We start from the raw sequence: 13422 nt of genomic DNA, 5'->3' as shown, positions 1-13422 counted from the left end.
GTCGTTGCGGACCTCGAGTCGTATCCGCCGCTCGTCTTCGCGGGCGAGTGCGACCAGCTGCGCCCGGCCCGCGCACCCCGGGACGCGACTACTTCGCCTCGGAGTCGCCGTCGGTCTTCTTCGGCTCTTCGTCCGTCTTCGCCTCGCCGGCCGGGGCGTCGTCGGCCGGCTCGTCGGCCGCGTCCTTCTTGCCGAGGTCGACGGCCTTGTCGTCAGCGGTGGCGTCGGCGGCGGAGTCGCCGGTCTCGGTGAGGGAGGAGGCGTCGTCCGGGACGAGGTCGGCGTCGGACTTCAGGTCGTGCTCGACGCCGTGGACGATGCGGTTGTACTCGTCGTCGGTGAGGACGGCGCCGATGGAGTTCTTGGCGAAGAGGAGCTCGACGCCCGGACCGGCGTCGACGAGGACGGTGTCCTCGTTCACCTCCTTGACGGTGGCGTACATGCCCCCGATGGTGCGGACACCGCTGCCGGGCTGCATTTGGTTCCGCATCTCCACGGCCTGCTGCTGCTTCTTCTTGGCCGACCGGGTCATCAGGAACATGGCCCCGATGAGCACGATGAACGGGAGGAGGGTCAGGAGACTCACGGGTCGGTACTTCCTTCACACGACCGCGCTGTGAGCGGCCAGATGGTTGGGGGTGTGTACGCCGCCGACAAAGGCGGCATCGGCGGAGTCTAAGCGAGTCCGCGCGCATGGAACAACGCTCAGCATGGCACCGGGGTTCCTGCTCCGGCCACTGGCCTCGCCGTCCCGGAGCGGTGACGGCGCCGTCACGCCCCGAACAAGTCCTGTTGTCCGTTTCCGGCGGTCTGGGAGCGGGGCGGGGTGAGGCCGAGATGCGCCCATGCGGCGGGGGTGGCGACCCGGCCGCGCGGGGTGCGGGCCAGCAGGCCCTCCCGCACCAGGAAGGGCTCGGCGACCTCCTCCACGGTCTCACGCTCCTCCCCCACCGCGACCGCGAGCGTGGACAGGCCGACGGGGCCGCCGCCGAACAGCTTCAGCAGGGCTTCCAGTACGCCGCGGTCGAGGCGGTCGAGGCCGCGGGCGTCCACCTCGTACACGGCGAGGGCTGCCGCCGCGATGTCCCTGGTGATCAGACCGTCGGCCTTGACCTGCGCGTAGTCCCGGACGCGGCGCAGCAGGCGGTTGGCGATGCGGGGCGTGCCCCGGGAGCGGCCGGCGATCTCGGCGGCGCCGTCCGGCTCGATCTCGACTTCGAGGAGGTCCGCGGAGCGGTGGATGACCCGCTCCAGTTCGGCCGGTTCGTAGAACTCCATGTGGGCGGTGAAGCCGAAGCGGTCGCGCAGCGGGGGCGGCAGCAGGCCCGCGCGGGTGGTGGCGCCGACCAGGGTGAAGGGGGGCAGCTCCAGCGGGATGGCGGTGGCGCCCGGGCCCTTGCCGACGATGACGTCGACACGGAAGTCCTCCATCGCCATGTACAGCATCTCCTCGGCGGGCCGGGACATGCGGTGGATCTCGTCGAGGAAGAGGACCTCGCCCTCCTGGAGGGAGGAGAGGATCGCGGCGAGGTCTCCGGCGTGCTGGATGGCGGGGCCCGACGTGATGCGGATGGGGGCGTCCATCTCGGCCGCGATGATCATCGAGAGGGTGGTCTTGCCGAGGCCGGGGGCGCCGGAGAGCAGCACGTGGTCGGCGGTGGCGCCCCGCGCGCGTGCGGCGCGCAGCACCAGGTCGAGCTGTTCGCGGACCTTCTCCTGGCCGATGAACTCGCCCAGGTCCTTGGGGCGCAGGGCGGCCTCGACGGCCTGGTCCTCACGGTCGGCAGACGCACCGACGAGCCGCTCGGCGGCATCGGCGTCGGTCGTGTCGTCCCAGTTCATGGAGTGTGCCTCGGAGTCTCGGTGCGGATCATCGGGCGCGGTTCAGGGTCTGCAGGGCCGCCTTCAGCAGCTGTCCCACCTGGGGCGTGCCCTCGGCGGCCTCGGCCTGCGGAGCGACGGCGGTCACGGCCTCGTCGGCCTCCCGGGTCGCGTAGCCGAGGCCGATCAGGGCGGCGTGCAGCTGGTCGCGCCAGCCCGCGCTGACGGCCGTACCGACGGCGGGGGCGCCGACCGGCTCGCCGAGGCGATCCTTCAGCTCCAGCAGCAGCTTCTGGGCGCCCTTCTTGCCGATGCCGGGGACGGCCGTGAGCGCCTTCTCGTCGCCGGTGGCGACGGCCCGGCGCAGGGCGTCCGGGCTGTGCACGGCGAGCATGGCCTGGGCGAGCCGGGGGCCGACACCGCTGGCCGTCTGGAGCAGCTCGAAGGTCTGCCGCTCGTCGTCGTCCGCGAAGCCGTACAGGGTGAGTGAGTCCTCCCGTACGACGAGGGACGTGTGCAGCTTGGCGGGCTGGCCCATGCGCAGCGTGGACAGCGTGTTCGGCGTGCACTGCACGGCCATGCCGACGCCGCCGACCTCGACGACCGCGACGTCGGGGGCGAGCGCGGCGACCGTGCCGCTGACGAAGGCGATCATGCCGTACGGCCTTTCGATGTGTGCAGGGCGACGGCCTGCTGGAGTCGGTTCTGCGCGGGGGCGCGCCAGATGTGGCAGATGGCGAGGGCGAGGGCGTCGGCCGCGTCGGCGGGCTTGGGCGGTGCGCTCAGCCGGAGCAGACGGGTCACCATGGCGCCCACCTGGGCCTTGTCGGCGCGGCCGCTGCCGGTGACGGCGGCCTTGACCTCGCTCGGCGTGTGCAGCGCCACGGGGATCCCGCGACGGGAGGCGCACAGCAGGGCGACGGCGCTGGCCTGGGCCGTGCCCATCACCGTACGGACGTTGTGCTGGCTGAAGACGCGCTCGACCGCGACGAACTCCGGCCGGTGCTCGTCCAGCCACTGTTCGATGCCCCGTTCGATGGCGACGAGGCGGTGGCCGAGGTCCGCGTCTGCCGGTGTGCGGACGACGCCGACGCCGATCATGGTGAGCGGCCGTCCGGCGACGCCCTCGACCACGCCGACACCGCACCGGGTCAGGCCCGGGTCCACCCCCAGAACGCGCACGCGCCCTCCCTCTCGATCGCCTGTTCCTGCAGGCTATCGGGTGCCACCGACGACGCGACGGGCCGACGGGGTGTGTCCCGTCGGCCCGTTGGGTCCCGCGGAGTCCGCGACGGCGTTACGCGCCGACCTTCTCCATGACTTCGTCGCTGACGTCGAAGTTGGCGAAGACGTTCTGCACGTCGTCGCTGTCCTCCAGCGCGTCGATCAGCTTGAAGATCTTCTTGGCGCCCTCCTCGTCCAGCTCGACCTGCATGGTCGGGACGAAGTTGGCGTCGGCGGAGTCGTAGTCGATGCCGGCGTCCTGGAGGGCGGTGCGGACCGCGACCAGGTCGGTGGCCTCGCTGATGACCTCGAAGGTCTCGCCGAGGTCGTTGACCTCCTCGGCACCCGCGTCGAGCACGGCGCCGAGCACGTCGTCCTCGGTCAGCTCGCCCTTGGGGACGATCACGACGCCCTTGCGGTTGAACAGGTACGACACCGAGCCCGGGTCGGCCATGGAGCCGCCGTTGCGGGTCATGGCCACGCGGACCTCGGAGGCGGCGCGGTTGCGGTTGTCGGTGAGGCACTCGATGAGCACGGCGACACCGTTCGGGCCGTAGCCCTCGTACATGATCGTCTCGTAGTCGGCGCCGCCGGCCTCCAGGCCCGCGCCGCGCTTGACCGCGGAGTCGATGTTCTTGTTGGGGACCGACGACTTCTTCGCCTTCTGGATGGCGTCGTAGAGCGTCGGGTTGCCTTCGGGGTCGGCGCCGCCCATCCGGGCCGCCACCTCGATGTTCTTGATCAGCTTCGCGAAGAGCTTGCCGCGCTTGGCATCGATGACGGCCTTCTTGTGCTTCGTCGTGGCCCATTTAGAGTGGCCGGACATCTGCCTGTCTCCTTCGCGTAACCCATCTCAGCAACGAACGCAGGAATCCTACAAGGACTCGGCCGTCCGGTTCGCCCGCACCATGTCGACGAACAGGGCGTGCACACGGTGGTCGCCGGTGAGTTCCGGGTGGAACGACGTGGCCAGAGCGTTGCCCTGACGGACCGCGACGATGTGGCCGTCGTGCTCGGCGAGCACCTCGGTCCGGGCGCCGACGGACTCGACCCAGGGGGCACGGATGAAGACGCCCTCCACCGGGTCGCCCTCGACGCCCTTGACGTCGACGGCCGCCTCGAAGGACTCGTTCTGCCGGCCGAAGGCGTTGCGGCGCACGATCATCTCGATGCCGCCGACGGTCTCCTGGCCCGAGCGCGGGTCGAGGATCTTGTCGGCGAGCATGATCATGCCGGCGCAGGTGCCGTAGACGGGCATGCCGTCCCGCACACGCGCGCGCAGCGGCTCCATCAGGCCGAACAGCACCGCCAGCTTGGAAATGGTGGTGGACTCGCCGCCGGGGATGACGAGGCCGTCCGCCTCGGCGAGTTCTTCGGGGCGCCGCACCGGCCTGGCCACGGCGTCGGCCGCGGCCAGGGCGACGAGGTGCTCCCGTACGTCGCCCTGGAGGGCCAGGACGCCTATGACAGGAGTGCTCATGGGGTTACCAGCCGCGGTTGGCGTAGCGCTCGGTCTCGGGGAGGGTGTCGCAGTTGATGCCGACCATGGCCTCGCCGAGATTGCGGGACGCGTCGGCGATGATCTTCGGGTCGTCGTAGAAGGTGGTGGCCTTCACGATGGCGGCGGCGCGCTTGGCCGGGTCGCCGGACTTGAAGATGCCGGAGCCGACGAAGACGCCCTCGGCGCCGAGCTGGCGCATCAGGGCCGCGTCGGCCGGGGTGGCGACACCGCCGGCGGAGAACAGCACGACGGGGAGCTTGCCGAGTTCGGCGACCTCGCGCACGAGCTCGTACGGGGCGCGCAGCTCCTTGGCGGCGGCGTACAGCTCGTTGTTGTCGAAGCCGCGCAGCTTGGCGATCTCGTTCTTGATCTGGCGCAGGTGGCGGACGGCCTCGACGACGTTGCCGGTGCCGGCCTCGCCCTTGGAGCGGATCATCGCGGCGCCCTCGGCGATGCGGCGCAGGGCCTCGCCCAGGTTGGTGGCGCCGCAGACGAACGGCGTGGTGAAGGCCCACTTGTCGGAGTGGTTGACCTCGTCGGCCGGGGTGAGGACCTCGGACTCGTCGATGTAGTCGACGCCGAGGGACTGCAGCACCTGGGCCTCGACGAAGTGGCCGATGCGGGACTTGGCCATCACCGGGATCGAGACGGCCTCGATGATGCCCTCGATCATGTCCGGGTCGGACATGCGGGCCACGCCGCCGTCCTTGCGGATGTCGGCCGGGACCCGCTCCAGGGCCATGACGGCGACGGCGCCCGCGTCCTCGGCGATCTTCGCCTGCTCCGGCGTGACGACGTCCATGATGACGCCGCCCTTGAGCTGCTCGGCCATACCGCGCTTCACACGGGCGGTGCCGGTCTCGGGGGCCTGGGAGTTGGGGGAGGTGGTGGACACGGGTGACCTCGCTACGGAAGGGGGATTCTGCAGCACCGAGGAAACGCGAGGGGACCAGGCCACAGCAAGGGCCAATGGGAACGCTGTGGATCCTTTTCCGCCAGACGGCCCGGGGACGGCCGGGGAACGGGGCGTGGACGGGGGCTCAGGCGGCCCGGTCCGCCAGGGCCGCCGGAGGCTCGTCGTCCATTTCGAAGGCCAGAGGGAACGGGGCGTGGCCCGCCAGCCGGAACCAGCGCACCTTGCGGTGCCGGCGCAGGGCACGGGCGGCCCGCACGGCGTCGTTGTGGAAGCGGCGGGCCATCGGGACGCGCCGCACCGCCTGCGCGAGTTCCTCGGCGGCCTCCTCGCCACCGGGCGCCTCCCGTACCGCCTCCACCTGCTGGACCTCCCCGAACACGGCTCGCAACGCCTGGCTCAGCTCGCTCTCGGCGACCTCGCGCTGCTCCTCCTCCGCCTGACGGGCGGCGTGCGCGGCCTCGTAGAGGACGATCGAGGCGGCCGGGTCGAGCACCCCCGAGGTGGCCAGTTCCTGGGCGACGGAGGCGCGGCGCAGCAGCTGTGCGTCGAGTGCGGCGCGGGCCGCGTCGATGCGCGCGTGCAGCCGGTCCAGCCGCCCGGCCGTCCAGCTCAGATACAGGCCGATCACCACGAGGGCGACGAGGATCCAGATGAGGGTTGCGGTCACGGCCCAGAGGCTACCGGTGCCGGCCCAGGCGGCCGGGTGCCCGGTCAAGTGACTGCTCACACGGCCGGGTGTTCGTCAGTCCCGGGCCAGGCCGAGCCGCCCCCACAGCCCGCTGGTCCGCTCGTCCTCGGCCACCGCCGCCGCGCCCGCCGTCACCGTCTCGTAGACGGACAGGATGTCCGCGCCGACGGTGGACCAGTCGAAGCGGCGCACGTGGGCGCTGCCCCGCTCGCGCAGTTCCGCGCGCCGGGCCGGGTCCTCCAGCAGACGTACCGCCGCGTCGGCCAGGGCGTCGGCGTCCTCGTTGGGGAACAGTTCCCCGGCCTCTCCCCGGTCCAGGACCTGGGCGAAGGCGTCCAGGTCGGAGGCGAGGACGGGGGCTCCGGCGGACATGGCCTCGACCAGGATGATCCCGAAGCTCTCGCCGCCGGTGTTGGGCGCGACGTACAGGTCGACGCTGCGCAGGAAGCGGGCCTTGTCCTCGTCGCTGACCATGCCGAGGAACTCGACGCGGGAGCGCAGCTCGGCGGGCAGCGACTCCACCGCCTCCTCCTCGTCACCGCGCCCGGCGACCAGCAGCCGGGTCTGCGGACGGGCGGCGAGGATCTTCGGCAGGGCCTTCATCAGCACCGGCAGGCCCTTGCGGGGCTCGTCGATGCGCCCTATGAAGCCGATCGTGTCCCCCTGCCACTCGGCCTTGGGCTCGGCCTTGGCGAAGAAGTCGACGTCCACGCCGTTCGGGATCACCACCGCGTCCCCGCCGAGATGCTCGACGAGGGTGCGCCGGGCGTACTCGCTCACCGCGATCCGCGCGCTGATCTTCTCCAGGGCGGCCTGGAGGATGGAGTACGCGGCGATCATCGCGCGGGAGCGCGGGTTGGAGGTGTGGAAGGTCGCCACGATCGGCCCTTGGGCGGCCCAGCAGGTCAGCAGGCCGAGCGAGGGCGAGGTCGGCTCGTGGATGTGGATGACGTCGAACGCGCCCTCGTGCAGCCAGCGGCGCACCCGGGCGGCGCTCAGGAAGCCGAAGTTCAGCCGGGCCACCGAGCCGTTGTACGGCACCGGCACCGCACGGCCGGCCGACACGACGTACGGCGGCAGGGGGGTGTCGTCGTCGGCCGGGGCGAGGACGGACACCTGGTGCCCGAGGCGGATGAAGTACTCGGCCAGGTCCCGGATGTGGAACTGGACGCCGCCCGGTACGTCCCAGGAGTACGGGCAGACGATGCCGATCCTCACGATGGCCCCTTCGAAGGGTCGAGGTCCGCGAGCCACAGGCGCTGCAGCATGTGCCAGTCCTCCGGGTGGTCGGCGATCCCGGAGGCGAAGGCGTCGGCCAGCGCCTGTGTCATGACGGACGTCTTCTCGGCGCGCGTGCCCGACTCGGGCACCTCGACGGGCGGGTGGACACGGCCGCGCATCATGGGCGAGTCGTCGTACCAGAGGGTGACGGGAAGCAGCAGGGCGCCCGTCTGCTGGGCGAGCAGGGCCGGTCCGGCCGGCATCCGGGCCGTGTCGCCGAAGAAGCCGACCTCGACGCCGGAGGCGGACAGGTCGCGATCGGCGACCAGGCAGACCAGGCCGCCGTCGCGCAGCCGCCGGGCCAGGGTGCCGAAGGCGGTGCCGCCGCTGTGCGGCAGGACCTCCATGCCGAGGCCCTCGCGGTAGGCGACGAACCGGTCGTACAGGGTCTCCGGCTTCAGGCGCTCGGCGACCGTCGTGAACGGGATGCCGAGCTTCGTGGTGACCCAGGCGCCTGCGAGGTCCCAGTTGGCCAGGTGGGGCAGGGCGAGTACGACGCCCTTGCCGGCGGCCAGGCCCTCGGTCAGGTAGTGCAGGTCCTTGCCGACGAAGCCGCCCTCGATGCGCTCCTTGCTCCAGGCGGGGAGCCGGAAGGACTCCATCCAGTAGCGCAGGTACGACCGCATGCCCGCGCGCGAGAGCTCGGCGAGGCGCTCGGGGCTCGCGCCGGGCACCACGCGCGCGTAGTTGCTCTCCAGCCGCTGCACGCCCTTGCCGCGCTGTTTCCAGGCGAGGTCGGCGATGGTGTTCCCGAGCCGTACGGCGACCGGCTCGGGGAGCTTCTTGACGGTGCTCCAGCCCAGTCCGTACAGCGCGTCGGTCAGCCGGTCCTGTGCGCTCACGTGGCCGCCTCGCTCCCGTGGGAGGCGTTGTGCTGCTTGCCCTCATTGTCCTGCGGGGCGTCGTCCTGCGCGGCTGCCGCGGCCTCGGCCTCCGCGGACTCGCGGCGGACCGTGACGACCCGCTGGATCAGCGTGACGAGGCTGCCCACGGCGACGATCCACAGGGCGACCGGCAGCAGGTACTGGATGCCGGGAACACCGAACGCGTGCAGGCCCGCGAGCCCGGCCGCGACCAGGGAGATCACCAGTCGCTCGGCCCGCTCGACCAGCCCGTTGACCGCGACCGGCAGGCCGATCGACTCGCCGCGGGCCTTGGTGTACGACACCACCTGGCCGCTGGCCAGGCAGAAGATCGAGACGGCGCACAGGACGAGGTCGTCGCCCCCTCCGGCGTACCAGAGGATGAAGCCGCCGAAGATCGCGCCGTCGGCGACCCGGTCGAGCGTGGAGTCCAGGAAGGCGCCCCAGCGGCTGGAGCGGCCGAGCTGGCGGGCCATGTTGCCGTCGACCAGGTCGGAGAAGACGAACAGCGTGATCACGACCGTGCCCCAGAAGAACTCGCCCATGGGGTAGAAGACCAGCGCGCCCGCGACCACACCGGCGGTGCCGATGAGCGTGACGGTGTCGGGGCTGACGCCCCTCCGGATCAGAAACGCGGCGAACGGTGTGAGAACACGCGTGAAGAATGCACGCGCGTACTTGTTCAGCATGGCCTTCCCGAGGGTCGGTGTCGCCGTCTGGCCCCTGCTGGCCACCGGCTGGCCCATCGTAGCCACGCGCGCGTGCGGGCGACGGGCGGGACCCGAGGCCCGTGTCACGGCGCACCGGTGCGCGGGGCCGGGCGCGATCACGTCCTTCGTATGGACGCACCGTGACGGGAGTGGGAAGGTCGAATAACCGCGGGCGTCGCCGGAGCCGCACCGCACGCGGATCCCGCGTGTCCGCGCCCACAGTGACCTCACCGTGCACGGGAGGCAGGATCATGGGCGACAAGGCACAGACACACCCTGGGGCCGCCGGCAGGGCACAGGCGGCCGACCACCCCCAGTCCGTACGGAATGTGGTGCTGGTCGGCCACTCCGGATCGGGCAAGACCACGTTGGTGGAGGCCCTCGCGCTCACGGCGGGGGCAGTGAACCGGGCGGGCCGCGTGGAGGACGGCGGCACCGTCTCCGACTACGACGAGATCGAGCACCGGCAGCAGCGCTCGGTGCAGCTCTCCCTGGTACCCGTCGAGTGGGACGGCATCAAGGTCAATCTCCTCGACACCCCCGGATACGCCGACTTCGTCGGTGAGCTCAGGGCCGGTCTGCGGGCGGCGGACGCGGCCCTCTTCGTCGTCTCGGCCTCGGACGGCGTGGACGGCTCGACCCGCATGGTCTGGGAGGAGTGCGCGGCCGTGGGCATGCCCCGGGCCATCGTCGTCACCCACCTGGAGGCGGCGCGCGCCGACTTCGAGGAGATGACCCGGATCTGCGCGGAGGCCTTCGGCGCGGACGACCCCGACGCGGTCCTGCCGCTCTACCTGCCGCTGCGCGGACCCGAGGCACCGGACGGGCACGCGCCCGTGAACGGCCTGATCGGGCTGCTGTCGCAGAAGCTGTTCGACTACTCGACCGGCGAGCGCAAGGAGTCCGAGCCGGGCGAGGACCAGCTGCCGCTGATCGAGGAGGCCCGCAACCGGCTGATCGAGGGGATCATCTCGGAGAGCGAGGACGAGACCCTCATGGACCGCTACCTCGGCGGGGAACCGGTCGACGTCAAGACCCTGATCGAGGACCTGGAGCGGGCCGTCGCACGCGGGGTCTTCTTCCCCGTCCTGGCCGCCGCCCCCGCGACCGAGGGCTCCCGGCAGGGGCTCGGCACGGTGGAGCTGCTGGAGCTGATCACCCGGGGCTTCCCGACGCCGCTGGAGCACGAGACGCTGCGGGTGACGACGGTCGACGGCAAGCCGCGCGAGCTCAAGCCGTGCGACCCGGACGCGCCGCTGGTCGCGGAGGTCGTGAAGACCTCCTCGGACCCGTACGTCGGCCGGCTGTCGCTGATCCGCGTCTTCTCCGGCACCCTGCGCGCCGACCAGACGGTCCACGTCTCCGGGCACGGCCTGGCCGACCGCGGGCACGAGGACCACGACGTCGACGAGCGGATCGGCGCCCTGTCCACCCCCTTCGGCAAGCAGCAGCGCCCGGTCTCGCACGTGATCGCCGGTGACCTGGCGTGCGTGGCCAAGCTCAGCCGTGCCGAGACCGGCGACACCCTGTCCGCCAAGGACGACCCGCTGCTCATGGAGCCGTGGCAGATGCCCGACCCGCTGCTGCCGCTGGCCATCCAGGCGCACAGCAAACCGGACGAGGACAAGCTCTCGCAGGGCCTGGCCCGGCTGGTGGCCGAGGACCCGACGATGCGGCTCGAACAGAACCAGGACACCCACCAGGTGGTCCTGTGGTGCCTGGGCGAGGCGCACGCGGACGTCGCCCTGGAGCGGCTGCGCAGCCGCTACGGCGTCCAGGTCGACGTCGTACCGCACCGGGTGTCCCTGCGCGAGACGTTCGCGACCAAGGCGGCCGGGCGTGGTCGGCACGTCAAACAGTCCGGCGGGCACGGGCAGTTCGCCATCTGCGAGATCGAGGTGGAGCCGCTGCCGGGCGGCTCGGGCATCGAGTTCGTGGACAAGGTCGTCGGCGGCGCGGTGCCCCGGCAGTTCATCCCGTCGGTGGAGAAGGGCGTACGCGCCCAGGCCGCCAAGGGAGTCGCCGCCGGATATCCGCTCATCGACGTACGCGTGACCCTCCTGGACGGCAAGGCGCACTCGGTGGACTCCTCCGACGCCGCGTTCCAGACGGCCGGGGCGCTCGCGTTGCGGGAGGCCGCGGCCGACGCGAAGATCCATCTCCTGGAGCCGGTGGCCGAGGTGTCGGTGCTGGTCGGCGACGACTTCGTGGGCGCCGTGATGAGCGACCTGTCGGGGCGGCGCGGCCGGGTTCTCGGCACCGAGCAGACACCCGGCGGGCGCACGTTGATCCGGGCCGAGGTACCCGAGATCGAGATCGGCCGGTACGCGATCGACCTGCGGTCGATGACGCACGGCACGGCCCGCTTCAGCCGCCGGTACGCACGGCACGAGCCGATGCCGCAGCAGGTGGCGGACCGGATCCGTGAAGAGGAGCGCAAAGCCTCCTAGGGCCTGTCGTTTGGATCAGGTCACAGAACAGGCCCCAGTTGGGGCCCGAGGGGGCCAAGTGGCCCTGGTGGGGGCTCCCTCCGCACAGGCGGGCGGTTCCGGGGACCGCTCGCCGACGGATGCCGGTGCCTGCGGATACGCTGATGACCTGATCAACAGGTGTGCGGAGCGCGGAACTCGGGAAGGCCGCTTGATGCGGAAGCGGCAGCGATGGGGGCGGCAGTGACGGACGGATTCGACTTCAGCCCAGGGGCCCAGGTGCCTCTGGCGGGTGCGAGCGGCCAGACCGCGGCGACCTACGCGCTGGCCGCGGCGGCGTACCGGGACGACGAGGTCACCAAGATCCTGAACGCCGACAACGAGTGGCACCAGTCGAAGGTGACCCCACCGCGCTCCTGGGCGAAGATCTTCCGCCCCAACTTCGGCGAGGCCTTCTCCCGCGCCGTCATCGACCGCATGCTGGGCGCCGGGCGCAAGCCGGTCATCCAGTCCTTCGGCATCGAGCCCCAGGTCGTCGTCGAGCACTGCCTGGCGGCCCACCGCATCCGCCGCGACCGCGACAACTGGCTGTCGGCGGTCACGGTGATCTGCGGGGTGCTCTTCCTGCCCGGCTTCCTCGTGTGGCTGCTGGTGTTCACGCTGCGCACCACCATGACCAGGCGCGAGGACAAGCGGGTCGGCGCCCTCGCCACGACCCTGCTGGTCGCGGTGGGCGCGCTCGCCGTGCTGTTCCTGATCCGCATGCCGTTCGAGGGATTCTGGGCCCTGTACGGGCGCGCGGCCGTCGTCATGCCGGTCGTCGGCTGGTTCTGGGCCAAGCAGATCTGCGAGCGGACGGCCCGGGACCTGCGGGAGCGCTGGTCGAGCCTGCTGTCGGGCGGCGGTGTGGGCGCCAAGATCCCCGAGGCGGTGCCGGGCAACCCCGGTGACGCGGCCGAGCAGGTCCGCAAGGAGCTGGCCCGTCTGGCCGCCGAGCAGCGGTCCAACTCCGTCTTCTACGCCGGGCCCAAGGGCATACTCGGCATGGGCACGCGGTGGGGCAGCTGGCAGCTGGCCGAGGAGCTGGTGTCCGCCGAGCCGGGCAAGGAGTTCCACCCCTTCCGCAGCTGGGACGTCATCGTGGCGATCCAGGGCGGCCTGGGCATGCTGGAGCGCACGTCCATCAACACCGGCGGCTTCACCAAGCCGTCCATCACGCACTGGATCGTCACACCGATCGGCGAGAAGGCGACGGAGGTGTCCCGGCCGAGCGGCGCGGACGTCGACGCGTACACGGTGCGGACGCACGCCATACAGGACATCTGCAACAAGCAGCAGTTCGGCAGCGGCGACCGGCACTATCTGGGTGTGCAGTGGACCCTGTGGGACGGCCACCTGGTCATCACGATGCTGATCACGGTGACGGTGCTGCACGAAACGCTGCGCATCGAGGTCACCGGGCATGCGCTGGGGCCGGTCAACTCCCTGTTCAACGAGAAGCCGGCGGCCAAGGAGAAGACGGTCCAGAAGGCTCTCCGCTTCTGGGAGACCCGCACCGTGAAGATGCCCCTGATCGACGCCGACGAGGTGGTGCGGCTGGCCGCGCGTGCCCCGCTGACCTGGTATCCGCCGCTGCTGAACTGGCTGGGCGGCAGCCTGACGCTTCCGGAGCCGTTCGGTCTGCGGCACGCGTGGGCGGACCAGCCGTGGCGGCACCGGTTCATGGCCGACGATGCGCTGCGGGCTGCGACGCCTGTGCTGCGGGTGGTGCATGCGGCGGCGCTGAAGGTGCTGCGGGAGAACGGGGTGGACGTGGAGAAGTTCGGGTCCAGGTCGGCGGCGCTCAGTGGGGCGGTGCAGGAGGCTTCGCCGAAGAAGGCGGATGTCTACGACGCCTAGTAGTGCTTCGTTAGGTTCTGGCTCTGGTTCTGCTGGTGGTGAGGGGTCGTCCGCAGGTGGTGCAGGTGCCGGTCCAGCACCTCAGCAGGT

13 protein-coding genes are annotated in these 13422 nt (G+C 71.4%); 2 read left to right on the top strand and 11 right to left on the bottom strand.

Annotated elements, in window-relative coordinates; genetic code table 11:
• Positions 1 to 88: 88 nt before the first annotated feature.
• The 11 genes from yajC to pgsA all read right to left on the bottom strand — a co-directional run bounded on the left by yajC (position 89) and on the right by pgsA (position 9040).
• Positions 89 to 586, bottom strand: a complete 498-nt coding sequence (gene yajC, locus ABZ192_RS42585; RefSeq protein ID WP_356929832.1) for a preprotein translocase subunit YajC — start codon at positions 584 to 586, stop codon at positions 89 to 91.
• Positions 587 to 771: 185 nt separating this feature from the next.
• Positions 772 to 1842: a Holliday junction branch migration DNA helicase RuvB gene (gene ruvB / locus ABZ192_RS42580; RefSeq protein ID WP_356929831.1), complete on the bottom strand. Its 1071-nt coding sequence runs from the start codon at positions 1840 to 1842 to the stop codon at positions 772 to 774.
• A gap of 28 nt (positions 1843 to 1870) precedes the next feature.
• Positions 1871 to 2476, bottom strand: coding sequence for a Holliday junction branch migration protein RuvA (ruvA, locus tag ABZ192_RS42575; RefSeq protein WP_356929830.1), 606 nt, complete (start codon positions 2474 to 2476; stop codon positions 1871 to 1873).
• Entirely contained in the window at positions 2473 to 3003 is a 531-nt protein-coding gene (gene ruvC, locus ABZ192_RS42570; protein ID WP_356929829.1) for a crossover junction endodeoxyribonuclease RuvC, read from the bottom strand. Before ruvC ends, ruvA begins: the two co-directional genes overlap by 4 nt.
• Positions 3004 to 3118: 115 nt before the next feature.
• A complete protein-coding gene (locus tag ABZ192_RS42565) occupies positions 3119 to 3871 on the bottom strand; it encodes a YebC/PmpR family DNA-binding transcriptional regulator (protein ID WP_086600414.1) in 753 nt (250 codons plus the stop codon).
• Positions 3872 to 3919: 48 nt separating this feature from the next.
• Positions 3920 to 4525, bottom strand: a complete 606-nt coding sequence (gene pdxT / locus ABZ192_RS42560; protein ID WP_356929828.1) for a pyridoxal 5'-phosphate synthase glutaminase subunit PdxT — start codon at positions 4523 to 4525, stop codon at positions 3920 to 3922.
• Positions 4526 to 4529: 4 nt separating this feature from the next.
• Positions 4530 to 5441 carry a pyridoxal 5'-phosphate synthase lyase subunit PdxS gene (pdxS, locus tag ABZ192_RS42555; protein WP_356929827.1) on the bottom strand — a complete coding sequence of 304 codons (912 nt, stop codon included), beginning with the start codon at positions 5439 to 5441 and terminating at the stop codon, positions 4530 to 4532.
• Between the two features lie 145 nt (positions 5442 to 5586).
• Positions 5587 to 6129 carry a hypothetical protein gene (locus ABZ192_RS42550; RefSeq protein WP_306968626.1) on the bottom strand — a complete coding sequence of 181 codons (543 nt, stop codon included), beginning with the start codon at positions 6127 to 6129 and terminating at the stop codon, positions 5587 to 5589.
• Between the two features lie 75 nt (positions 6130 to 6204).
• Positions 6205 to 7368 (bottom strand): glycosyltransferase family 4 protein, encoded by a 1164-nt coding sequence (locus ABZ192_RS42545; RefSeq protein ID WP_356929826.1) that lies wholly within the window; start codon positions 7366 to 7368, stop codon positions 6205 to 6207.
• The gene (locus tag ABZ192_RS42540) at positions 7365 to 8273 is read right to left on the bottom strand and encodes a phosphatidylinositol mannoside acyltransferase (protein WP_356929825.1); all 909 of its coding nucleotides are present in this window, start codon (positions 8271 to 8273) and stop codon (positions 7365 to 7367) included. Before ABZ192_RS42540 ends, ABZ192_RS42545 begins: the two co-directional genes overlap by 4 nt.
• On the bottom strand, positions 8270 to 9040 hold the full coding sequence (pgsA, locus tag ABZ192_RS42535) for a phosphatidylinositol phosphate synthase (RefSeq protein WP_356929833.1): 771 nt from the start codon (positions 9038 to 9040) through the stop codon (positions 8270 to 8272). Before pgsA ends, ABZ192_RS42540 begins: the two co-directional genes overlap by 4 nt.
• A gap of 215 nt (positions 9041 to 9255) precedes the next feature.
• On the opposite strand from pgsA, the gene ABZ192_RS42530 reads away from it, so the two are divergent.
• Together ABZ192_RS42530 and ABZ192_RS42525 are read left to right on the top strand one after the other, a co-directional pair.
• Entirely contained in the window at positions 9256 to 11454 is a 2199-nt protein-coding gene (locus ABZ192_RS42530) for an elongation factor G-like protein EF-G2 (protein ID WP_356929824.1), read from the top strand.
• A gap of 210 nt (positions 11455 to 11664) precedes the next feature.
• Entirely contained in the window at positions 11665 to 13332 is a 1668-nt protein-coding gene (locus ABZ192_RS42525; RefSeq protein WP_356929823.1) for a hypothetical protein, read from the top strand.
• Positions 13333 to 13422 lie beyond the last annotated feature (90 nt).

The organism is Streptomyces sp. NPDC006235 (assembly GCF_040613735.1).
In the GTDB taxonomy this organism is placed as follows: domain Bacteria; phylum Actinomycetota; class Actinomycetes; order Streptomycetales; family Streptomycetaceae; genus Streptomyces.
This window is presented reverse-complemented; position numbering and strand designations above follow the sequence as displayed.